The 21,921-nt window shown below is 65.4% G+C and carries 22 protein-coding genes and 1 pseudogene; 11 read left to right on the top strand and 12 right to left on the bottom strand.

Going from position 1 to position 21,921, the window contains the following annotated elements; all coding sequences use genetic code 11:
- Positions 1 to 112: 112 nt before the first annotated feature.
- Positions 113 to 2,143: a M3 family metallopeptidase gene (locus GTK01_RS06855; protein ID WP_252925128.1), complete on the bottom strand. Its 2,031-nt coding sequence runs from the start codon at positions 2,141 to 2,143 to the stop codon at positions 113 to 115.
- A gap of 152 nt (positions 2,144 to 2,295) precedes the next feature.
- Between GTK01_RS06855 and GTK01_RS06850 the strand changes: the two genes are divergently transcribed.
- The gene (locus GTK01_RS06850) at positions 2,296 to 2,763 is read left to right on the top strand and encodes a MarR family winged helix-turn-helix transcriptional regulator (RefSeq protein ID WP_252925127.1); all 468 of its coding nucleotides are present in this window, start codon (positions 2,296 to 2,298) and stop codon (positions 2,761 to 2,763) included.
- Positions 2,760 to 4,016 carry a multidrug effflux MFS transporter gene (locus tag GTK01_RS06845; RefSeq protein WP_252925126.1) on the top strand — a complete coding sequence of 419 codons (1,257 nt, stop codon included), beginning with the start codon at positions 2,760 to 2,762 and terminating at the stop codon, positions 4,014 to 4,016. The genes GTK01_RS06850 and GTK01_RS06845 overlap by 4 nt, the downstream gene beginning before the upstream one ends.
- Positions 4,017 to 4,019: 3 nt before the next feature.
- On the opposite strand, the gene GTK01_RS06840 is transcribed toward GTK01_RS06845, so the two are convergent.
- Genes GTK01_RS06840 through GTK01_RS06820 form a run of 5 tightly spaced genes read right to left on the bottom strand, consistent with a single transcriptional unit; the run spans position 4,020 to position 7,690 of the window.
- On the bottom strand, positions 4,020 to 4,682 hold the full coding sequence (locus tag GTK01_RS06840; RefSeq protein ID WP_252925125.1) for a carbonic anhydrase: 663 nt from the start codon (positions 4,680 to 4,682) through the stop codon (positions 4,020 to 4,022).
- A gap of 36 nt (positions 4,683 to 4,718) precedes the next feature.
- On the bottom strand, positions 4,719 to 5,495 hold the full coding sequence (locus tag GTK01_RS06835; protein WP_252925124.1) for a DUF429 domain-containing protein: 777 nt from the start codon (positions 5,493 to 5,495) through the stop codon (positions 4,719 to 4,721).
- The gene (pdxY, locus tag GTK01_RS06830; RefSeq protein WP_252925123.1) at positions 5,476 to 6,315 is read right to left on the bottom strand and encodes a pyridoxal kinase PdxY; all 840 of its coding nucleotides are present in this window, start codon (positions 6,313 to 6,315) and stop codon (positions 5,476 to 5,478) included. The genes GTK01_RS06835 and pdxY overlap by 20 nt, the downstream gene beginning before the upstream one ends.
- Positions 6,312 to 6,530 carry a hypothetical protein gene (locus GTK01_RS06825; RefSeq protein ID WP_252925122.1) on the bottom strand — a complete coding sequence of 73 codons (219 nt, stop codon included), beginning with the start codon at positions 6,528 to 6,530 and terminating at the stop codon, positions 6,312 to 6,314. Before GTK01_RS06825 ends, pdxY begins: the two co-directional genes overlap by 4 nt.
- On the bottom strand, positions 6,527 to 7,690 hold the full coding sequence (locus GTK01_RS06820; RefSeq protein ID WP_252925121.1) for a M20 aminoacylase family protein: 1,164 nt from the start codon (positions 7,688 to 7,690) through the stop codon (positions 6,527 to 6,529). The genes GTK01_RS06825 and GTK01_RS06820 overlap by 4 nt, the downstream gene beginning before the upstream one ends.
- A gap of 117 nt (positions 7,691 to 7,807) precedes the next feature.
- Between GTK01_RS06820 and pncA the strand changes: the two genes are divergently transcribed.
- Together pncA and GTK01_RS06810 are read left to right on the top strand one after the other, a co-directional pair.
- Complete coding sequence (gene pncA / locus GTK01_RS06815; protein ID WP_252925120.1) at positions 7,808 to 8,407, top strand: bifunctional nicotinamidase/pyrazinamidase; 600 nt, start codon at positions 7,808 to 7,810, stop codon at positions 8,405 to 8,407.
- Positions 8,404 to 8,988: a hypothetical protein gene (locus GTK01_RS06810; protein WP_252925119.1), complete on the top strand. Its 585-nt coding sequence runs from the start codon at positions 8,404 to 8,406 to the stop codon at positions 8,986 to 8,988. Before pncA ends, GTK01_RS06810 begins: the two co-directional genes overlap by 4 nt.
- Positions 8,989 to 9,030: 42 nt before the next feature.
- Here the strand turns inward: GTK01_RS06810 and ppa are convergent, their stop codons facing one another.
- The 3 genes from ppa to GTK01_RS06795 all read right to left on the bottom strand — a co-directional run bounded on the left by ppa (position 9,031) and on the right by GTK01_RS06795 (position 11,522).
- Positions 9,031 to 9,567, bottom strand: coding sequence for an inorganic diphosphatase (gene ppa, locus GTK01_RS06805; RefSeq protein ID WP_252925118.1), 537 nt, complete (start codon positions 9,565 to 9,567; stop codon positions 9,031 to 9,033).
- A 161-nt stretch (positions 9,568 to 9,728) separates the two neighbouring features.
- Positions 9,729 to 10,235 carry a GNAT family N-acetyltransferase gene (locus tag GTK01_RS06800; protein WP_252925117.1) on the bottom strand — a complete coding sequence of 169 codons (507 nt, stop codon included), beginning with the start codon at positions 10,233 to 10,235 and terminating at the stop codon, positions 9,729 to 9,731.
- A 96-nt stretch (positions 10,236 to 10,331) separates the two neighbouring features.
- Complete coding sequence (locus GTK01_RS06795; protein ID WP_252925116.1) at positions 10,332 to 11,522, bottom strand: VWA domain-containing protein; 1,191 nt, start codon at positions 11,520 to 11,522, stop codon at positions 10,332 to 10,334.
- Between the two features lie 80 nt (positions 11,523 to 11,602).
- On the opposite strand from GTK01_RS06795, the gene GTK01_RS06790 reads away from it, so the two are divergent.
- Complete coding sequence (locus GTK01_RS06790) at positions 11,603 to 12,250, top strand: thiamine diphosphokinase (RefSeq protein ID WP_252925115.1); 648 nt, start codon at positions 11,603 to 11,605, stop codon at positions 12,248 to 12,250.
- 7 nt (positions 12,251 to 12,257) lie between these two features.
- Complete coding sequence (locus tag GTK01_RS06785; RefSeq protein ID WP_252925114.1) at positions 12,258 to 14,066, top strand: ABC-F family ATP-binding cassette domain-containing protein; 1,809 nt, start codon at positions 12,258 to 12,260, stop codon at positions 14,064 to 14,066.
- A 204-nt stretch (positions 14,067 to 14,270) separates the two neighbouring features.
- Here GTK01_RS06785 and GTK01_RS06780 read toward each other — a convergent pair whose 3' ends face one another.
- On the bottom strand, positions 14,271 to 15,209 hold the full coding sequence (locus tag GTK01_RS06780; protein ID WP_252925113.1) for a homocysteine S-methyltransferase family protein: 939 nt from the start codon (positions 15,207 to 15,209) through the stop codon (positions 14,271 to 14,273).
- Between the two features lie 158 nt (positions 15,210 to 15,367).
- Here GTK01_RS06780 and GTK01_RS06775 point away from each other — a divergent pair, with 158 nt between their 5' ends.
- Entirely contained in the window at positions 15,368 to 15,607 is a 240-nt protein-coding gene (locus GTK01_RS06775; RefSeq protein WP_252925112.1) for a type II toxin-antitoxin system CcdA family antitoxin, read from the top strand.
- Complete coding sequence (locus GTK01_RS06770; protein ID WP_252925111.1) at positions 15,607 to 15,903, top strand: CcdB family protein; 297 nt, start codon at positions 15,607 to 15,609, stop codon at positions 15,901 to 15,903. Before GTK01_RS06775 ends, GTK01_RS06770 begins: the two co-directional genes overlap by 1 nt.
- Before the next feature lies 1 nt (position 15,904).
- Here the strand turns inward: GTK01_RS06770 and GTK01_RS06765 are convergent, their stop codons facing one another.
- Both GTK01_RS06765 and GTK01_RS06760 read right to left on the bottom strand, forming a co-directional pair.
- Positions 15,905 to 16,276 (bottom strand): cell division protein ZapA, encoded by a 372-nt coding sequence (locus tag GTK01_RS06765; protein ID WP_252925110.1) that lies wholly within the window; start codon positions 16,274 to 16,276, stop codon positions 15,905 to 15,907.
- Positions 16,277 to 16,282: 6 nt separating this feature from the next.
- Entirely contained in the window at positions 16,283 to 16,555 is a 273-nt protein-coding gene (locus GTK01_RS06760; protein WP_252925109.1) for a DUF4164 domain-containing protein, read from the bottom strand.
- 232 nt (positions 16,556 to 16,787) lie between these two features.
- Between GTK01_RS06760 and tkt the strand changes: the two genes are divergently transcribed.
- The 3 genes and pseudogenes from tkt (at position 16,788) to GTK01_RS06745 (ending at position 21,901) form a co-directional block, all read left to right on the top strand.
- Positions 16,788 to 18,782 carry a transketolase gene (tkt, locus tag GTK01_RS06755; RefSeq protein ID WP_252925108.1) on the top strand — a complete coding sequence of 665 codons (1,995 nt, stop codon included), beginning with the start codon at positions 16,788 to 16,790 and terminating at the stop codon, positions 18,780 to 18,782.
- Positions 18,783 to 18,925: 143 nt separating this feature from the next.
- Positions 18,926 to 19,933 (top strand): type I glyceraldehyde-3-phosphate dehydrogenase, encoded by a 1,008-nt coding sequence (gap, locus tag GTK01_RS06750; protein ID WP_252925107.1) that lies wholly within the window; start codon positions 18,926 to 18,928, stop codon positions 19,931 to 19,933.
- Between the two features lie 110 nt (positions 19,934 to 20,043).
- Positions 20,044 to 21,901 (top strand): annotated as a pseudogene (locus GTK01_RS06745) (potassium/proton antiporter).
- The last annotated feature ends 20 nt before the right edge of the window (positions 21,902 to 21,921 follow it).

Here is a 21,921-nt window from a genome sequence, read left to right as displayed (position 1 = left end):
GTCGATCGGAAATGCGCGACGCCGACGACCCCCTCCCCCTTGTGGGGAGGGATACAGGGTGGGGGTCTCCGCAAAGACCCCGGCAGCCGGATCACTCCCGTGCGCCTCGAGCCTACACCAATCCCCGCTTGGCCATCATCGCCTCCGCCGTCGGCATCTTGCCGCGAAAGGCCAGATAGAGCTCTTCGGGGTCCTTCGACCCGCCGGCCGCATAGATGTGCGTCTTCAGCTTTTCGGCCATCTCGCCATTGAAGGCGTCGCCGGTTTCCTCGAAGGCCGCAAAGGCGTCGGCGTCGAGCACTTCCGACCACATGTAGGAATAGTATCCGGCCGAATAGCCGTCGCCGGAGAAGACGTGCAGGAAATGCGGCGTGCGGTGGCGCATGGCGATAGCGTCGGGCATGTCGAGCCGCTTCAGCGTCGCCGCCTCGAACCCGGCCGGGTCGGCGGGCGCGTCGGCTTCGGCGTGATAGGCCATATCGACCAGCGCCGAGGCGGTGAACTCCACCGTCGCGAAACCCTGGCCGAAATTCTTCGCCGCCAGCATCTTGTCGAGCAGGTCCTGCGGCAGCGGCTCGCCGGTGCGATAGTGAACCGCATGCGCCTTCATGACGTCTGGCACGGTCAACCAGTGCTCGTAGAGTTGTGAGGGCAGTTCGACGAAGTCGCGCGAGACGGACGTGCCGGAGACCGACGGCCATGTCACGTCCGTCAGCATGCCGTGCAGCGCGTGGCCGAATTCGTGAAAGAGCGTGCGCGCCTCGTCCATGGAAAGCAGCGCCGGCTCGCCCTTGGGCGGCTTGGCGAAATTCATCACGTTGTAGATGATCGGCGACTGGCCGTCGCCGAGCGCGAAGCCCGATTGCAGGCTGCTCATCCAGGCGCCCGAACGCTTCGAGGGGCGGTTGAAATAGTCGGCGAGGAAGGTCGCGCGGTGCGAGCCATCGGGGTTTTTCACCTCGAAGACGCGCACGTCCGGATGCCAGGCCGCGATGCCGGTCTTTTCCTCGAAAGTCACGCCGAAGAGCCGCGTTGCGACGTCGAACGAGGCGTCGATGATGCGGTCGAGCTGGAGATAGGGCTTCAGCTCCGCCTCGTCGAAGGCATAGCGCTCGGCGCGCAACTTCTCGGCGTAGTGCCGCCAGTCCCAGGCCGCAAAGGGCTCGTTCGCTCCGGCGGAATGCGCAAGGCGCTCCAGTTCGCGCTGGTCCTCGGCGGCACGGCTGCGTGCCCGCTCCCAGACGGGCTCCAGCAAGCCGAGCACCGCGTCGGGGGTCTTCGCCATCGTGTCGTCGAGCTTCAGCGCGGCATAGCTTTGATAGCCGAGCAGCTTCGCCTTCTCGGCACGCAGCGCCAGCGTCTTCCTGACGAGGTCCGCATTGGACTTCTCGCCGCGCGATGTGAAGCCGCGCCAGGCCTCCTCGCGCAGGTCGCGGCGCGTCGAATAGGTGGTGAAGGGTTCGTAGATCGAGCGCGAGAGCGTCACCGCATAACGCCCTTGCTGCCCGCGCGAGGCGGCAGCTTCCGCCATCGCGTCACGAACGAAGTCGGGCAACCCGTCGAGGTCGCCCTTGTCGAGGAAGCGCACCCAGCCGGCCTCGTCGGCAAGTACGTTCTGGCCGAATTCGGCGCCAAGCGAGGCCAGTTCCTCGTTGATCGCGCCGAGCCGGGTCTTCGACACCTCGTCGAGCTTGGCGCCTGACTTGACGAAGCGCTTCCAGGTCTTTTCGAGAACGCGCAACGTCTCCGCGTCGAGGCCGAGCGTGTCGCGTCGGGCATAAAGAGCATCGATGCGGGCGAAGAGCGCCGCATTCATGTGGATCGCGGAAAAATGGCGCGCCATCTTCGGCGAAATCTCGCGCTCCATCGCCTGGATCTGCGGGTTCGTGTCGGCGCCCGCCTTGCACCAGAAGATCGCCGACACGCGACCAAGCGCCTCGCCGGCCAGTTCCAGCGCGGTCATCACGTTCTCGACCGTCGGCGTTGCGGGATCGTTGGCGATGGCGTCGATTTCCGCCTGGTGCGCCTTCAGCGCCGCGTCGAAGACAGGTCCGAAGTCGTCGTCCGAAATCGTCTCGAAGGCGGGCAGGCCAAGTGGGCCCGTCCAATGGGTGAGCGGGTGGCGGGCAAGATCGATGGTCATGAAAATCCTCGGTGAGAAGCGCGTCCGAGACATTTAGGCACCGCGCTCGCGCGCGGCAACCAGGCACCGCGCTCGCGCTCGGCAGCCGGCACCACTTGACGCTGCACCGCACAAATACTAAGTAGGCCAGATAATAAGTTTTGCTTATCATTATGCCCCGACAGATCGACCCCGCATCCTTTGGTTTCCTGGTAACCGACCTCGCCCGCATGCTGCGCGCCGAGATGGACCGCCGCATCGCCGGCTCCGGCATGGAGCTGACGCCCGGCGAAGTGCGGCTCCTCGCGCAGGCCGCGCGCGCCGGAACGGTGCGCCAGTCGGTTCTGGCCGAGCGCATCGGCGTCGAGGCGATGACCGTCTCGGCCTATGTCGACCGGCTGGAAGCGCGCGGGCTGATCGAACGGCTGCCCGATCCCTCGGACCGCCGCGCCAAGCTGATCGCACTCACCGACGCGGCGGACGCCGTGCTCGACCAGGTCAAGGTGTTTGCGGAGGATGCGCGCCGGCAGGCCGCGCAATCGGTCGACCCGCACGAGTGGGCGGCGATGCTCAAGGTGCTGAAGACGGTGCGCTGCAACCTGTCGGATGCGCGCATCGAGGCCCGGAGTTCTGCGGCATGAACATGCAGCCTGCCCAGCCAGTCGCGTCGCAGCCGGTCATGAGCGAACTGCGCGTCTCGATCATCGGCGCGCTTCTCGTCGCCATCGGCCCTATCTCGATGGCGCTGTTCACGCCTGCCATGCCCGAGATCGTGCGCGCGTTCGGCACCACCGACGCGGCGGTGAAGATGACGCTGTCGCTCTATTTCGCAGGCTTCGCCTTCGCCCAACTCGTCTGCGGGCCGCTTTCTGACGGCTATGGCCGCAAGCCGATCACCATCGCGTTCATGGGCATCTACCTTGCCGCGACCGTCGCCGCGATTCTCGCGCCGACGATCGAATTGCTGATTGCCGCGCGCTTTGCGCAGGGTGTCGGCGCGGCGGCGGGCATCGCCATCTCGCGCGCCATCGTACGCGACCTTTTCACCAACGAGCGTTCCGCGCGGATCATGAATCTCATCGGCATGATCCTCGGCATCGGCCCTGCCTTCTCGCCGACGCTCGGCGGAATCACGATGGAGCTGTTCGGCTGGCATGCGATCTTCGCCTTCATGCTCGCCTTCGGCGTCACGATCATTCTCGTCGTCAAGTTCGCGATGACGGAAACGGTGGTGCGTGATCCCTCGCGGGTCAAGCCGCGCGCGCTCATGCGCTCATACAGATCGCTGTCGACCAGCGGCTATTTCATGTGGTCGAGCTTCGTCATGGGCGGCTCGGTCGGCGCGCTCTACACGCTCGCCACCATCCTGCCGTTCGTGCTGATGGACCGGGTCGGGCTGACGCCCACGCAGTTCGGCCTCGGCATGCTGATGCAGTCCGGCGCGTTCTTCATCGGCGCCGTCGTCATGCGCCGCCTGATGGGCAAGCGCAGCGCCTACCAGCTCGTCATACCGGGGCTCTGCTTCATCGCAGCCGGCAGCCTGCTCCTTGCCATCGGCCTGCACCTATTCGAGCCGAGCTTCCTGCTCGTCATGGGCCCGGTCGGCGTCTATGCGTTCGGCATCGCCTTCGTCATGCCGGCCATGTCGACGGCGTCGCTCGCTCCCTTTCCGCACATGGCGGGAGCGGCGGCTTCGATGAGCGGCTTCGTCCAGATGGGCGGCGGTCTCGTCGGCGGCATGATCGCGGCGCTCGTCGGCGATCCCGTCACGGGTCTTTCGACGGTCATTCCCGCGATGGGCTTCTTCGCCATCCTGTCTTGGGTGCTGTGGAGCCGCTATCCCGAGCCGGCGCTCGCGCGCACCGTCATCACGCCTGCCGCGCCGGCGGAATAGACCTCAGGCCGGCGTTTCGGTGCGCGCCAGGTCCGGCCGCTCGAAATCGCCCGTCGCCGGGTCCATCGCCCACAACTCGCCCGACGAGATGTCGAACCAGGCGCCGTGCAGGGTCAGCCGACCCTTCTTCTCGAGAATGTCGACGCACGGAAACGTGCGCAGATTGGCGAGCGAGAAGCGGATCGAGATGCGCTCCATCGCGGTCTGGCGTTCAGCGGCGGTCATGACGTCGTTGCCAGCGACCATCTGGGCGGCCGGGGCGACGAGGCTCATCCAGCGGCCGATGAAGTCGCCGGGCGAGAGCGGTTCGCTCATGGGATTGAGCGCGGCCGAAATGCCCCCGCATCGGCCGTGCCCGAGCACGACGATATGTTTCACCTTCAGGCTTTGCACCGCGAATTCGAGCGCCGCCGATGTCGCATGCAGCTTGTCGTCGGGCTCGTAGGGCGGCACGAGATTCGCCACGTTGCGCACCACGAACAGCTCGCCCGGGCTGGCATTGAAGATCGTTTCCGGCGCGGCACGGCTGTCGCAGCAGGCGATCACCATGGTTTCAGGCTTCTGGCCTTCCTTGGCCAGAGTGCGATAGCGCTCGCTCTCGGTCGTGTACCGACCGCTCATGAAATCGCGATAACCAGTGAGGAGAGTGTCAGGCAGATGGCTCATGGACGATGAAATAGACGGAAAATTCCGTGCGGGCAATCACGTCCAGATTGCGATCGGAATGCCGTGGCCATCTTCGAACGGTGGGTCGGGGAAGGGCTGCGCCAGCCCGCTCGCCCGACGCTCCGCCACGAGCAGCATCGCGCAGGCGTCAAGGAAGTCGTCCTCGCCTGCGCCGGCTGGGCACCTTTCGTGCAGAAAGGCCGCGTCCAGCCCTCGAGCGCCAAGAAGAGAGCGCCGCTCCGCCATGCCCGCGGGGTAGACCTGTCCCTTGATCTTCTTCGGAAGGACCATCGCGCGCTCGCCGTTAAGCCGCCAGAACGCCGCCTCGGGATGGGATTCGATCACACGGAAGCGGAGCTCCGGCCGTGCGCGCAGCAGCGCGTCGATCTCGCGGATCTTGGAGAACAGCGCGAAGGCCTGGATCGAGACGCCGCGCGGCGGATCGGAGGTCTTGCGCGCGACCTCGCTCGCCTTTCGGTGGTCGTCGTACCATGTGTCGAGCGTGGTGAACGGGTCGGTCGCGGCATAGACCGCCGCCCGCGACGGGATCGCAAAGACGCTCGACTGGCGCGCGCCAAGATGCTCGCGGACGAGGGCCTCCGGACCGCGTCCAGCACGACCGATCCGGTCGGGCAGGCCGATGGGCATGTCGACGGCTATGACGGTGTTGGCGGGATGGAAGGCGATCAGCGCTTCGAATGACGGGTGGACGCGGCAATCGACGCTGTCGCCGCCCGTTCGCGAAACGGCGATCCACCCGCCCTTGCAACCGTCGACGCCGACGACCACCCTTTCAGCCAAGTGGGCGGACATCGACCAATGCCTTCGGCGCGGTCAGGCTTGCCACGTCTGTCTCCAGCATCAGCTCGTTCGCACCGCGCGCCGCTGCGCGCGACAGGACGTCGAACACGGCGGCGGTGACGTGCCGCACGGCCTCGTGCGCATTCCTCCCCTCCAGACGCTGCGCGAGCAGCATCGCCGCCGTCAGGTCGCCAAGTCCGTTCGGCGGCTTCAAGACGAGGTCATGGCTGGCGAGAAACGTCGTCGTCCCGTCCACCCACAAATTGCCGATACGTCCGTCAACCGCCGGCGCGGAGGTGACGAGCATGGCGCGCGGCGGCAGGTCGCGCGCGGCAGCGGCAATTTCGTCCAGCGTCTCGTTGGTGCGGCCCGCCAGCCAGTCGAGCTCGGCCCGGTTCGGCGTCGCGATATCGGCCAGCGGCAGAAGATGGTCGCGGATCGCCTCCGCAGTGGCCTGCGGCACATAGAGCCCGCCGCGATCGCCGATCACCGGGTCGCAGACATAAAGGGCGTCGGGGTTGCGTGCCTTCACCGCCTCGATCAGCCGGGCCACCGGCTCTGCCTGCTGCGCGCTGCCGAGATAGCCGGTCAGCACGCCGCCCACCTCGCCGAGCCATGGCGCGCCTTCCAGGTCGGACAGCAGCGCCGCGAAGGCGTCGGCGGGCGCAACGATGCGCGTTGCGGGTCCATGGCCGGGGTGCCAGGGCAGCGTCACGGTCGGCACGGCCCAGACGGGAAAGCCGAGCGTTTCGAGCGCGAAGACGGCCGCCCGGTTGCCGACGGTGCCTCGCACGACATGGCTCGATATGACGAGGAGCGCCGGCTTCGTCATAATGTGCGGATGAAATCGATCAGCCACCAGACGAGCACGGCGGCGAGGACGATGCTGAAGACGCGCCCGATGCGTGTGCCCCAGACCTCCACCCAATCTTCCGGGTCCGCGTCGGCGCCCGACAGGTGACGGCGCACGCGCGTTGCCATCGTCGCCTCGCTTTCCTGGCCGACGCGGCGGATGATGCGTTTCGATTCCTCTTCGTCGTGCCTCATGCGGCAAGCTTCCGCTCGACGAGACGGATCCAGTAGGAAACGCCGGCCGGAATTGCCTCGTCCTCGAAATCATAGGCGGGGTGGTGGAGGTCGGCCGACTTGCCGTTGCCGAGGAAGACCAGGGTGCCGGGGCGCAGTTCCAGCATGCGCGAGAAATCCTCGCCCGCCATGACCGGCGCAACTTCGCCGTCCACCTGCGCCTCGCCGACGACCTCGCGCGCGACGTCTGTCGAGAAGGCGGCTTCGTCGGGGTCGTTGTGGGTCACCGAGATGGTCTGGTTGTAGTCGACCTCGACGCTCGCGCCAGCGGCCTCGCCGATCTTCGTGGCGATGTGGACGATCCGGTCCTCGGTCGCCTTCGCCACATCCATCGAGAGCGCACGCACGCTGCCCCACAATTCGATGACTTCGGGAATGATGTTGTAGGCCGTTCCGGCATCGAACTTCGTCACCGTCACCACCGCCGAGGTAACCGGGTCGGTGTTGCGCGAGACGATCATCTGCAGCGCGGTGACGATCTGCGCGCCGGTCACGATTGGGTCGATCGTGGTATGCGGGCGCGCCGCATGGCCGCCGCGCCCCGTCACGCGGATGGTGAACTTGGCTGACGCCGCCATCATCGATCCGGGCCGAAGCGCGATGTGGCCGGCTGCAAGTCCGGGCATGTTGTGCATGCCGTAGACGTGACCGATGCCGAAGCGGTCGAAGAGCCCGTCTTCGATCATTGCCTTCGCGCCGCCGCCGATCTCCTCGGCCGGCTGGAAGACGAGGACGACGGAGCCCTTGAAGTTGCGCGTTTCGGCGAGGTATTTGGCGGCGCCAAGCAGCATCGCCGTATGGCCGTCATGGCCGCAGGCATGCATGGCGCCCTCGATTGTGGAAGCATGCGGCTGGGATGTCGCCTCGACGATCGGCAGTGCGTCCATGTCGGCGCGCAGGGCGATCGCAGGCCCGTCGCCGAGTCGGCCGCGGATCACGCCGACGATACCCGTTTCGCCGAACCCGCGATGGATCTCGTTGACGCCGAACTCCTCCAGCTTGCGCGCGACGAATTCCGCCGTCTGGTGAACCTCGAAGCCGATTTCGGGATGTTGGTGGATGTGCCTGCGCCAGCCGACGATTTCATCGTGCAGTTCGCTCGCGCGGTTCAGGATCGGCATCATCGTCTCCAGTTCACTCGGTGCAGACTAGCCAGCGGCTTGCGGCATGGGAACCGCAAATGTTGCCCTCAGCGCGGTCGCTGACTAGGGTGCGGGCCGATAACGGGAGAAGCGCGCATGGCCGAGGAAGCACTGATCGTCATCGACTTACAGAACGATTTCTGCCCCGGAGGCGCGCTCGCCGTCGAGGATGGCGACGCCATCGTGCCGATCGTCAACCGGATGATCGAAGCGACGCCACACGTGATCCTGACGCAGGACTGGCACCCGGGAGGCCATTCGAGCTTCGCCTCGCGGCACGAAGGCAAGGCGCCGTTCGAGACGATCGAGATGGACTACGGCATGCAGACGCTCTGGCCCGACCATTGCGTGCAGGGCACCAGGGGCGCAGCCTTCCACCCCGATCTCGACTGGACGCGCGCCGAAATCCTCCTGCGCAAAGGATTCCGGCCGGCGATCGATTCCTACTCCGCCTTCTTCGAGAACGATCGGGCGACGCCGACCGGGCTCGGCGGCTATCTCAGGGAGCGCGGCATTCGCAAGCTGACGCTGGTCGGGCTGGCGACGGATTTCTGCGTCGCCTATTCGGCGCTCGATGCCGTGAAGCTCGGCTTTTCGGTCACCGTGGCGCTGGAGGCCTGCCGCGCCATCGACCTTGGCGGATCGCTGGCTGCCATGACAGATGAGATGAAGTCTGCCGGCGTGGTGCTCGCGTGAAGACGGCCGCCGCTGCATGGCTCTTTTTCCTGACCGCCAGCGTCGGCCACGCCGAAATCGTCTCCGAATACACCGACTTCGACGCCGACAGCGGCTGCGGCGTCCATCGCATGGCGGACGAGGGTGACGGCGACTGGGCCGACCTCGCCTGCGGCGGCTATCGCGGCTACCCGGTCCTGCTGAGCTACACCGACCTGCGTGAGACGATCTTTTACGGCTTCCCACCCGAGGGCGAGTTGCCGCGCCAGCCCGGTTTCCATCCCTTCAACCATGCCGGCCCGCGCATCGAATGGCGCATCGACCGGCAAGAGCGCAGTGAGACGCCGTTCGCGGCGATTCATCGCTGGTTCGTGGCCGCCGGCGGTGAGGGTCGGTCCGACACCGAGATTCTCGTTGTCAGCAAGGTGGCGGGCCTGGCCGATCGCGCCGGTTGCTTCGTCGGCTATGTGATGGCTTCGGGCAATCCCGGTGCCAATGTCGAGGCGCGCGAGATGGCCGACGCGAACGCGCGCGATTTCGCCTGCGGCACCGATGCGCCGGAATATTCCGATTCCGCGATCCGCGATCTCGTCAGCCAATGAAAAAGGGCGCCGAAGCGCCCTCGTTCCGTTCGCCCGGGTCGGTCAGGCCTTATTGCTCTTCGCCCGCTCGATCGCCTCGACGATCATGGCGCGCGCCTTGTCGGCGCCCTGCCATCCGCCGATCTTCACCCACTTGCCGGGCTCCAGATCCTTGTAGTGTTCGAAGAAGTGCTCGATCTGCTTCAGCGTGATTTCCGGCAGGTCGGTATGGTTGTGAACGTTCTCGTAGCGGCGCGTGACATGCGGGGTCGGCACGGCGATGATCTTCTCGTCCTTGCCGCCGTCGTCCTCCATGATCAGCACGCCGATCGGGCGCACATTGATGACGCAGCCCGGCACGAGCTCGCGCGTGTTGCAGATCAGCACGTCGATCGGGTCACCGTCATCCGACAGCGTGTGTGGCACGAAGCCGTAATTGCCGGGATAGCGCATCGGCGTATAGAGGAAGCGGTCGACCACAAGCACGCCAGCGTCCTTGTCCATCTCGTACTTGATCGGCTGGCCGCCGGCCGGCACTTCGATGAGGACGTTGACGTCATGGGGCGGGTTGTCGCCGATGGAAATCGCGTCGAGGCGCATGCGCTGATCCTGTCTTCGCAAGGTTCTGAAAATGTGCGCAAGCGGTTAGCGCGTCTCATGCTGCAATGCAAGGAACCCGCGCGTCACGTCGCGTCTCAAGCACGAAATGCAAGGCTGCAGTGAGCTGAGAGTGCCGCCATCGCCGCTGCGGCTGGGCGCCATCAGTTCCAGACGTAGGCGACCTTTTTCAGGGCCTTCTGGTCAAAGATCTCCACACCTTCGGCGACGTCGCGGCCGCCTGCGCCCTCGTAGAAGGCGCGGGCACCGTCATTGTCCTCGAGCGCCCAGACGACGAGCCCGGAAAGGCCGTGTGCCTTCAGCCGGTCGCGCGCGGCCTCGAACAGACGGGTGCCGAGGCCGATGCCCTGATATTCGGGCAGCAGATAGAGTTCGTAGATCTCGCCGGCCTGCGGCAGGTCGCGGGCGCGGTTGCGCCCCAGCGTAGCATAGCCGACGACATTTCCGTCGATCTCGACGACGAGGACGCTCGCCGCACGCCGGATCGCCTTTTCCCACCAGTGCGCGCCACGGCGCGACAGCATGGAATTCAGCGCGCCATGCGGGATGAGGCCGGCATAGGCGCCCACCCAGGCATCGTGATGCACGCCGGCGATCGCATCCGCGTCGTGCGGGTCGGCCTTGCGAATGTCGATCGAGAGCGTCTTCATGATTTGTTAATCATAGCTGGCGAAGGCGCTTGACGGCAAGCGGGAAGGTGGCGCGAAGCCAAACTTCGCGCAAGCCTCGGGCAATGTCAGGGCGGTTCAGCGGCTGCGGGACAGCTCGCGCGTCGCCTTTTCCAGGCCGCTCAGCGTCAACGGGAACATGCGCTCGGAAAAGATTTCGCGGATCATCTGGATCGAGTGCGTATAGCCCCAGTGCTTCTCGCGCACCGGATTGAGCCAGACCGCCTTCGGCCAATGCTGGAGCACGCGCTGCAGCCAGACAATACCGGCTTCAGCGTTCCAATGCTCCACCGCCCCGCCCGGGTAGGCGATCTCGTAGGGGCTCATTGAGGCGTCACCGACGAAGATCGCCTTGTAGTCGGCGCCGTACTTATGAAGAACGTCATAGGTCGGAATGACTTCGGAGTGCCGGCGGGCATTGTCCTTCCACACGCCCTCATAGATGCAGTTGTGGAAGTAGAAATATTCGAGCTGCCGAAATTCGGCGCGCGCGGCGGAAAACAGCTCCTCCACGATACGGATATGGTCGTCCATCGAGCCGCCGACGTCGAAGAACATGAGGAGCTTCACCGCATTGCGCCGTTCGGGGCGCGTCTGGACATCCAGATAGCCATGTTCGGCGGTCGACTTGATGGTGCCGCCGAGGTCGAATTCCTCATCGGCGCCCTCGCGCACCCAGCGGCGCAGGCGTTTCAGCGCGACCTTGATGTTGCGCGTGCCAAGCTCGACCGAATCGTCGAAGTTGCGGAATTCTCGCTTGTCCCAGACCTTGACCGCGCGGCGGTTGCGGCTCGTTTCCTGGCCGATGCGCACGCCTTCCGGGTTGTAGCCATAGGCGCCGAAGGGCGAGGTGCCGGCGGTGCCGATCCATTTCGACCCGCCCTGGTGGCGGCCCTTCTGCTCCTCGAGCCGCTTCTTCAGCGTCTCCATCAGCTTCTCGAAGCCGCCGAGGCTTTCGACGAGTTTCTTCTCCTCGTCGGTCAGATGCTTTTCGGCCAGCCGCCGCAGCCATTCCTCGGGAATGTTCGCAACGTCGACGGCGCTCTCGCCCGACACCGCCTCGACGCCCTTGAAGACATGGCCGAAGACCTGGTCGAAGCGGTCGATGTGCCGCTCGTCCTTCACCATCGCCGCGCGCGCCAGATAATAGAAGCCCTCGACGTCGTAGTCGACGAGATGGGCGTCCATGCCTTCGAGCAGCGACAGATACTCCCTGAGCGAGACAGGGATGCGCGCGGCCTTCAGTTCGAGGAAGAACGGTATGAACATGTGCCGCAAACTAGATCGGTTGCCGCGCGTATGGAAGCCATCTGTTCCCTTCGCTCGAAACCCTTGCTAAGGGGCGCAAGATGACCGCGTCCTCCACCCATTTCACGATCCTGCTCGGCGGCGATGCCGAACCGACGCCGCGCCTTGGTCGTCAGATCGCCGGCAGCCGCGTCATCGCGGCGGATTCGGGCATGCGCCATGCCGGCCCGCTCGGCCTCGTGCCGGAGCTTTGGACCGGCGATTTCGATTCCGTCGATGCCGTCCTCGATGCGGCCCATCCCGACATTGCGCGCGAGATCTTCCCGCCCGCCAAGGATATGACCGATGGCGAGATCGCGGTCGAGGCGGCGCTGGCGCGCGGCGCAACTTCGCTGACGCTGGTCGGCGCCTTCGGCGGCCCGCGGGCGGACCATGCCTTCCTGCATCTGGCGCTCGGCGTGCGGCTGGCCGAGCGCGGGCTTTCCATCTTGCTGACCAGCGGCACGCAGGAAGGCGTGCCCTTGCTTGAAGGTGTACGCCGGCTCGACTATCTGGCGGGTACCGTGTTCTCGGTCGTCGCGATGACCGATCTTGCCGGCCTCACGCTCGAAGGCGTTCGCTGGCCGCTCGAGAAACGGTACGTTCCCTTCGGCTCGTCGCTGACGCTCTCCAACGAGGTCACCGGCGACCTGACCGTTCAGCTGACATCCGGCCGCGCGATCCTCATCGCCCACCCGTCCGGCCAATAGGAATTCCATGGCGCCTCCGCTTCTCAATCTCGATGGCATCAAGCTCACCTTCGGCGGCACGCCCCTGCTCGACGGCGCGTCCCTGTCCGCGCAGGCCGGCGACCGCATCGCGCTGGTCGGCCGCAACGGCTCCGGCAAGTCGACGCTCCTGAAGATCGCCGCCGGGCTCGTAGAAGCACAGGATGGCGAAATCTTCCGCCAGCCCTCGGCCACGATCCGCTATCTGCGCCAGTCGCCCGACATGGAGGGGTTCGCCACCGTCCTTGCCTATGTCGAAGCAGGCCTTGGGCCGAGCGACGATCCGCACCGCGCGACCTATCTCATCGAAAGCCTCGGCCTTGACGGGACGGCCGCGCCGGAGAACCTGTCCGGCGGCGAGGCGCGCCGCGCCGCGCTCGCCCGCGTTCTGGCGCCACAGCCCGACATCCTGCTTCTCGACGAGCCGACGAACCATCTCGACCTTGCCACCATCGAGTGGCTCGAGGGCGAACTCGTCCGCTCCACCTCCGCCATCGTCGTCATCTCGCATGACCGGCGCTTCCTCGAGCGCGTTTCCAAAGCCACCGTCTGGCTCGATCGCGGCCAGACGCGCCGTCTTGACAAGGGGTTTGCCCATTTCGAGGCATGGCGCGATCAGGTGCTCGAAGAAGAAGAGCGCGACCAGCACAAGCTCGGCCGCCAGATCGTGCGTGAAGAACACTGGCTGCGCTACGGCGTCACCGCGCGGCGCAAGCGCAACATGCGCCGGCTCGGCGAACTCCATTCCATGCGCCAGCAGTTTCGATCGCATCGCGGGGCGGAAGGCAAGGCGACGCTTCAGGCGAGCGACGCCAATGAATCGGGCAAGCTCGTCATCGAGGCAAAGGGCATCGCCAAGAGCTTTAGCCCGCGCCAGATCGTGCGCGATTTCTCCACCCGCATCCAGCGCGGCGACCGGATCGGCCTCGTCGGCCCGAACGGCGCCGGCAAGACGACGCTCCTGAAGATGCTGACCGGCGAGCTCGCGCCCGATGCCGGTTCGGTCCGGCTCGGCGTCAATCTGGAGATCGCCACGCTCGACCAGAAGCGCGATCTCGACCTCGACGAGACGCTGGCGCACTATCTCACAGACGGGCGCGGCGACAGCGTCGTCGTCAATGGCGAGCAGCGCCACGTCGTCTCCTACATGAAGGATTTCCTGTTCAAGCCCGAACAGGCGCGCACGCCGATCCGCGAGCTTTCCGGCGGCGAGCGGGCGCGGCTCGTGCTCGCGCGGCTCTTGGCGCGCCCGGCCAATCTGCTCGTCCTCGACGAGCCGACCAACGATCTCGACATGGAAACCCTCGACCTGTTGCAGGAACTGGTTTCGGGCTTCCCCGGCACGGTCATCCTCGTCAGCCACGATCGCGACTTCCTTGATCGCACGGTGACGAGCACGGTCGCCCCCGAAGAGGATGGCCGCTGGGTCGAATATGCCGGCGGCTATGCCGACATGCTCACACAGCGCGGCACGAAGGCGTTCACGCAGAAGCCGGCGAAGTCGGAACCGCGCGACAAGACCACCGCCAGTTCGCCCAAGCCAAGCGGCAACGCCGCGTCGAAGAAGCTCTCGTTCAAGCAGAAATTCGCGCTGGAGAAGCTGCCCGGAGCGATGGAGGCGACGTCTGCGAAGATGGCGACGCTCGAAACGAAAATAGCCGACCCCCAGTTTTATGTCCGCGATCCCGACGGATTCGCCAAAACCGCGGCCACGCTCGACGCGCTGCGTGCGGACCTCACGCGGATGGAAGAGGAATGGCTGGAGCTGGAGATGCTGCGCGAGGAGGTCGAAGGGTAGGAGGCAGGGGCACGGCGTTTTTCGCGTATCATACCCCCACCCTTTATCCATCCCCACAAGGGAGAGGGAGCCGCGAGAGTCGTATCAATCCAAAGGCTCGGGCACCAAGCTTGACGGTATGGCGCAACGCGGATGCCCTCCCTCCCCCTTTGGGGGGATGGATAAAGGGTGGGAGTCCTTTTCGCAGAAAACAAATTCGGCCCCTCACAAACAGGCCTCGCAAATCGCCGCGATGTGCCGACGATCCGTCCCGCAGCAGCCCCCCAGCACCGAAATCTGCCCGAACTGCCGTCGCATCTCGCCATAGCGCCGGCCGAGATCTGCCGGATCGCCGGGATCGAGTTCTGTTGCCTCGTCGAGTTCGGCATGGCTCTTGGCGGATGCGTTGGCGCGGACCCCGCCTAGCCTTTGCATCCAGCCCTCGCCATTGCCGAGCGCGGTGGCGAAATGGGTCGGGTGGGCGCAGTTGATCATGTAGTAGATCGGCGTGCCTTCCGTATCTTCGTCGACGGTTTCGATCGCCTCGCGCAGGCTCGCGCCGGAGGCAAGATTGCCGTCGGTCTCGACCGTGAAGGAGATGACGCAGGGCAGACCGAAGGCTGCTGCAGCGCGCGCGACGCCGCAGGCTTCCTCGACATAGTTCATCGTCATCCCGCTCACCATGTCGGCGCCCGTGGCGTGGAAGGCTTCGATCTGCGCATGGTGATAGTGCTCGGCCCCGTCGCGGTCCATCAGGGCCGTCGGCCGGTAGCCGTCGCCGCGCGGACCGACCACGCCGTTGACGACGATCTTGTCGTTGCCGTCGCCCAGTTCCCGGCGCAGCGACTTCGCCCAGCCCACCGCCTCGCGGTTGATCTCGGCCAAAGCGGGCGCATCGAAACCCAGCTTTTCGCCCCAGTCCCGATTGGCCCGCCAGGTCGGCGTGTCGATGATGAAGCCCGCATGTCGGGCGAGCGCCATCTCGACGAAGGGCGCGAAATAGTCCGTCAGTTGCTTGCGGCCATAGGCGTTGAGCAGAAGCGGGAAGGCGGCAAAAAGCGGAAGATCGACGCCGTCATGGAAGATCAGCGAGGTCTCGAGGCCGCCATCGGTCAGGAAGACCGCACCGCCCGGCCGCGGAAGCACCGCGTGCGACATAATCATGGCTCATCCGGCCCACCGCCCGCCAAAGGCAGCGCCAAGACGCTGCCTCCTGAAATGATCCGCCTGCTGGCGTGGACTGTCAATCGATCCACGCCGCATGTATTTGCGGGTCGCTTGATATGCGCATATTCTATGCGGAGCAAACGAGCCTCGATCCCATGCGCCACGCAAAGCCCGCCGCCCGCAAGCCCACCAACCTGACGCTCGACGCCGCCCTCCTTGCCGAAGCAAAGGAATTGTCGGTCAACGTCTCCCGCGCGGCCGAAAACGGCATCGCCGAAGCCGTCCGCGCCGAGAAGGAACGGCTCTGGCTGGAGGAAAACCGCGAGGCGCTGGAAAGCTGGAAGGCCTGGGTCGACGAAAATGGCCTGCCGCTTGCCAAGTATCGCATGTTCTGATGGCCCGGTACGACGTCTATCGCGCGCCTGACGATGCGCTTCTGCTCGACGTTCAGTCGCCGCTTCTCGACATTGTCGGCTCGCGGGTGGTGATCCCGCTTCTGCCGGCGGCGGCGGCGCCGCGTTCGATCGCGCGGCTCCATCCCGTCTTTGATGTCGAAGGAGAGCCGCAAGTGCTGGCCACGCACCTGATCTCGGCTGTGCCCGATACGCTCGTTGCGGCTCGCGTCGCCAACCTTGCGCAACACCACGACGAGATCGTCGCGGCGCTCGACATGCTGTTTCAGGGGTTTTGAATCACACCTGTCGCGGACGCCCGCTCAGGCGGCTGGCGACGATCTCGATCCGCTCGGCGAAGTCGGCCAGGGCGCCGGTCAGCGCGGCGTCGTTCTTGTCGGCCTTGGTCAGGGCGTCGTCGCGGGTCTTGCGCAGCGTGCCGATCTCGGTCTCGAAGCCCTTCGTGCGCTTTTGCAGCTCCACCAGCTCGTCCATGACCATGATGCCGGCCATGACGGTCAGGCGCTGGTCGCCGATCTCGCCGAATGAGTCCTTTAGGTGCATCACATAGCGGTCGAACCGGCTGGCGAGCGAGACCAGGTGCTCTTCCTGTCCTTCGTCGCAGGCCATCCGGTAGGCCTTGCCGTCGATCGTCACGGTAACCTGAGCCATTGGTCCCTACCTGTCGAGCACGGCGCGGATCGTCTCCATTGCGGTCACGAGCCGGCGCGAGACTTCCTTGTTGGCATCTTCGAGGCGCTCGGCGCGCGCTTCCGACGCGTCGAGTTCCTGTGCGAGGCGCGAGCGGTCGGCGTTCATGCGCTGCGCCTCGGCATCGGCTTCCTGATAGTCCTGGTCGCTTTCGAGGCGCGACGAAACCGCGCTTTCCAGCGATTCGACCGCGGCTCCGAGACGGCCGATGACTTCCCTGAGTGTGGTTTCCCCTGTCATGGCTCCAACCTGGGCCCCCGACGCGAATCATTGTTACATGAGAACGTCTTAATCGGAAAACATTAAGCGGCGGACGAATCGGGCGTCAACCGAAGGTGCCGACTATCCCCGGCATTCGGCCGGGAGCCACGCCCGCGCGGCGTTGACTCCGGGGCCCGAACGGCTATGTGTCGCCTGCCGAAAGGGCCGAGCGCGCCTCCCATTTCCAATTCTTCGCAGGACCAGAGCGATCATGACGACACGCGACAAGCACGACCGGATGGCCAATGCGATCCGCTTCCTCTCCATGGATGCGGTCGAGAAGGCGAATTCGGGCCATCCCGGCCTGCCCATGGGCGCCGCCGACATCGCCACCGTGCTGTTCACCCGCTTCATGAAGCATGATCCGAAGCACCCGCGCTGGGCAGATCGCGACCGTTTCGTCCTGTCGGCGGGGCACGGCTCGATGCTGCTCTATTCGCTCCTGTACCTGTCGGGCTACGAGGACATCACGCTCGACGAGATCAAGAATTTCCGTCAGCTCGGCTCGAAGACCGCCGGCCATCCCGAATACGGTCACGCGGCCGGCATCGAAACCACGACCGGCCCGCTCGGCCAGGGTCTTGGAAACGCCGTCGGCATGGCGCTCGCCGAGCGCGTCCTCAATGCGCATTACGGCGACGGGCTGGTCGATCACTACACCTATGTGCTGGCCGGCGACGGCTGCCTGATGGAAGGCATCAGCCAGGAGGCGATCTCGCTCGCCGGGCATCTCAAGCTGTCCAAGCTGATCGTGATGTGGGACGACAACAACATCTCGATCGACGGTCCGGTCTCGCTTTCCGATTCCACCGACCAGATCGCGCGGTTCGCCGCTTCCGGCTGGAACACGTTGCGCGCCGACGGCCACGATCCCGAGGCCATCGCCCATGCGATCGAGACCGCGCGCCAGTCCGACCGGCCGACGCTGATCGCGTGCAAGACGACGATCGGCTACGGCGCGCCGACCCGCGCGGGCACCAGCAAGGCGCATGGCTCGCCGCTCGGAGCGGAGGAGATCACGGGAACGCGCAAGGCGCTGAACTGGGATGCGGAAGCCTTCGCCGTTCCTTCCGATATTCTCGACGCGTGGCGTCTCGCCGGCCTGCGATCGGCCAAGGAGCGCAAGGCCTGGGAGGGCCGTCTTGCCGAGACCGAGAGTGAGAAGCGCGCCGAGTTCGAACGCCGCATGCGCGGCGAGCTGCCCGAAGGGCTCGACGCAGCAATCGTCGACTACAAGAAGAAGCTTTCCGCCGACAAGCCGAAAGTCGCGACCCGCAAGGCGTCGGAAATGGCGCTCGAAATCATCAACGGTATCCTGCCGGACACGATCGGCGGCTCGGCGGACCTTACCGGCTCCAACAATACCAAGACGTCCCAGACCAAGCCGATCACGCCCTCCGACTTCTCCGGACGTTACGTCTATTACGGCATTCGCGAGCACGGCATGGCGGCGGCCATCAACGGCATGGCGCTGCATGGCGGCATCATCCCCTATGGCGGCACGTTCCTGGTCTTCTCCGACTATGCGCGCCCGTCGATGCGGCTTGCCTCGCTGATGGGCATCCGCTCGATCTTCGTCATGACGCATGATTCGATCGGGCTCGGCGAAGACGGCCCGACGCACCAGCCGGTCGAGCATCTTGCGGCGTTGCGGGCGATCCCGAACCACTACGTTTTCCGCCCCGCCGACGCTGTCGAAACCGCCGAATGCTGGCAGATCGCGCTCGAATCCGAGACGACGCCGTCGACGCTGGCGCTCACCCGCCAGAACCTGCCGACGCTGCGCACCGAGCATGACGAGGAGAACCTCTCCTCCTACGGTGCCTACGAACTCGAGACTGCCAGCGACGAGGCCAAGGTCACGCTCTTCGCCTCGGGCTCGGAAGTCGAGATCGCGATGAAGGCGCGCGAGATCCTTGAGGCCAAGGGTCACCCGACGCGCGTCGTGTCGGTGCCCTGCTTCGAGCTTTTCGGAGAACAGAGCTACGAATATCGCCATGCGATCGTCGGCGACGCGTCGATCAAGGTCGGCATCGAGGCGGGTATCCGCATGGGTTGGGAGCGCCTGATAGGCTCCAACGGCATCTTCGTCGGCATGACGGGCTTCGGCGCGTCGGGCCCCGCTGAAGAGCTCTACAAGCATTTCGGCATCACCGCCGAGGCCGCCGTCAAGGCGGTCGAGGAGCGCATTGCGAATGGCGGCTGAGCCAAGCCCCGGAAAATAAAAACGATTTAGTCGCAAAGGGCGGGCCTGCACCCGCCCTTTTCTCATGTGTGGCGCTGGATTCCTCCCCGTTGCGCCGCTAAAGACGGCGGCATCAAGCCTTACCTTCTCCCGGGAGACAGCGAATGACTGTGAAAGTTGCCATCAACGGTTTTGGCCGCATCGGCCGCAACGTGCTGCGCGCGATCTACGAATCGGGCCGCACCGACATCGAGGTCGTCGCGATCAACGATCTGGGCCCGGTCGAGACCAATGCGCACCTGATGCGCTACGACAGCGTGCATGGCCGCTTCCCGGGCGAAGTCACCGTCAAGGGCGACGCGATCGACGCGGGCCGCGGTCCGATCAAGGTCCACGCCGTGCGCAACCCGGCCGAGCTGCCCTGGAAGGCCGAGGGCGTCGACATCGCGCTCGAATGCACTGGCATCTTCACCTCGAAGGAAAAGGCTTCCTCCCACATCGAGGCCGGCGCCAAGCGCGTCATCGTCTCGGCGCCTGCCGACAATGCAGACCTGACCGTCGTCTACGGCGTCAACCACGACAAGCTGACGAAGGACCACATGGTCATTTCGAACGCGTCGTGCACCACCAACTGCCTCGCCCCGGTCGCGCAGGTCCTCAACGAGGCCGTCGGCATCGAGAAGGGCTTCATGACGACGATCCACTCCTATACGGGCGACCAGCCGACGCTCGACACGATGCACAAGGACCTCTACCGCGCCCGTGCGGCGGCGCTGTCGATGATCCCGACCTCGACGGGCGCGGCCAAGGCCGTCGGCCTCGTCCTGCCGGAACTGAAGGGCAAGCTCGATGGCGTGGCGATCCGCGTTCCCACGCCGAACGTCTCGGTGGTCGACCTGACCTTCATCGCCAAGCGCGAAACCTCGGTCGACGAGATCAACGGCGCGATCCGCGCCGCCGCCGATGGCCGCCTCAAGGGCATTTTGGGCTACACGGACGAGTCGCTCGTCTCGATCGACTTCAACCACAATCCGCATTCTTCGGTCTTCCACATGGACCAGACCAAGGTGATGGAAGGCACGATGGTCCGTATCCTGACCTGGTACGACAATGAGTGGGGTTTCTCGAACCGCATGAGCGACACGGCCGTCGCCTTCGGCAAGCTGATCTGACCGCCGCAACTTTTTCAACTATTCTCGACGCCCGGCCTCAAACCGGGCGTTTTCTTTCCTAGATAGAAAGCAGCGATCGAAACGGGCGAACGAGGGGACATGAAGGGCGGATGATCGAGGGGATCTATCTCATCACCCTGATCGGCACCTTGCTCGTGCTGGTCGCTGCATTTTCCAGCCTGCTCGCATTCCGCTTCGGCGCTCCCCTTCTTCTTCTCTTTCTCGGTATCGGCCTTGCCGCCGGCGTCGACGGGCTCGGCATCAGTTTCGACAATGCCGGCGTTGCCTATTTCATCGGCTCGCTGGCGCTTGCCGTCATCCTGTTCGATTCCGGCTTCGGCACGTCGATCCAGTCTTTCCGCCAGTAACGGTCGAGGATCGCCCGGCCGGCCGCCAGCGGCCGGACCGGCGATCACGCTCGCCACGCTCGGCGTGGTGCTGACGGCGGCCATCTTCGGCCTCGTCGCGCATTATGTGGCTGGCCTCTCCCTGCTCGAATCACTGCTTCTCGGCTCGATCGTGGGGTCCACGGACGCCGCCGCCGTGTTCTTCCTCCTGCGCATCGGCGGCATCCAGATCCGCGACCGGGTGCGCTCGGCGCTCGAAGTCGAATCGGGCTCGAACGACCCGATGGCGATCTTCCTCACCATCGCGCTCGTCGAGCTGATCGCGTCGGGCGCGGGGCTGGAAGCGATCGGGGTCGAAATCCTGCTCCTCTTCGTCACGCAGATGGGCATCGGCCTCCTCGCCGGCCTTGCCGGCGGCCAGATGATCGTCTTCCTAGTCAACCGGCTGAAGATGGAGCGGGGCCTGTCGCCGATCTTCGTCCTGGCGCTGTCGCTCCTGGTTTTTTCCGCCACCGGCGCGCTCGGCGGTTCCGGCTTCCTCGCGGTCTACGTCGCCGGCCTCTTCGCCGGCAACCGAAACATCCGCTCCGCGCCCACGCTCAAGCGGTTCCAGGACGGTATGACCTGGCTCGCGCAGATCATCATGTTCCTGATGCTCGGCCTGCTTGCCACGCCGTCGGACTTTCCGGCCATTGGCGTCTCCGCCGTCATGCTCGCGCTGGTGCTGATTTTCGTCGCCCGGCCGCTGGCGGTGTGGCTCTCGCTCCTGCCGTTCAACTTCCCGCGCGCCGAAACGGCCTTCATCTCCTGGGTCGGCCTTCGCGGCGCGGTCTCCATCCTGCTCGCGCTCGTCCCGCTCCTTGGAGACCTGGAGGCGGGCTCGACGTTCTTCAATTACGCCTTCATCATCGTGCTCGTCTCGCTTCTCGTGCAAGGCTGGACCATCAATCCGCTCGCCAAGCGGCTCGGCCTCGTCGTTCCGCCGCGCATCGGGCCGGTGGACAAGGTGGAGCTCGAACTGCCCGGCACCGCGCATCACGAGCTTCTCATCTATCGCGTCGTCGCCAATTCACCGGTCGCCAAGGGCGAGCGCGTGCCGCGCTGGGCGCGCCCGTCGCTGGTCATTCGAGACGGCCACTCGATGCGCTATCAGTATGCCGGTCGCCTGCGTGCCGGCGACTACGTCTATCTCTTCATCTCCTCGCGCTACCCGCGTCTTCTGGACCGTCTCTTCGCCAGTCCTGCTCCGGTCGACGTCGACGACGCGGAATTCTTCGGCGCCTTCTCGATCGACCCGAAGCGCCCGGCGCGCGACCTCGAGGCCGCTTACGGTCCCGCCCTGCGCGAGGGGGAGGAAGAGATGTCGATCGGCGAACTCATGATGGACCGACTGGGTGGGCGGGCCGAATATGCCGACCGCGTCTCGCTCGGCTCGGTCGAGCTCATCGTGCGCGATACCGATCAGGATGGCGACATCATCACCGTCGGCGTGTCGCTGGAGCCCGAGCAGCGCGAGCCGCAGATCCCGGCCTTCCTGTCGCTGCGCGAGATGTTCATCCTCGCCAGGGGCTGGCTGAAGCCTGCGCCGAAGGCAGGATCGGACGACGCACCGCAAGCCTGAAGGCTTGCGCCAGAAGCGGG

The organism is Aliihoeflea sp. 40Bstr573, assembly GCF_024105655.1.
Lineage (GTDB): Bacteria > Pseudomonadota > Alphaproteobacteria > Rhizobiales > Rhizobiaceae > Aliihoeflea.
Note: the sequence above shows the minus strand (reverse complement) of the source record. Positions and strands in the feature narration are given on the sequence as shown.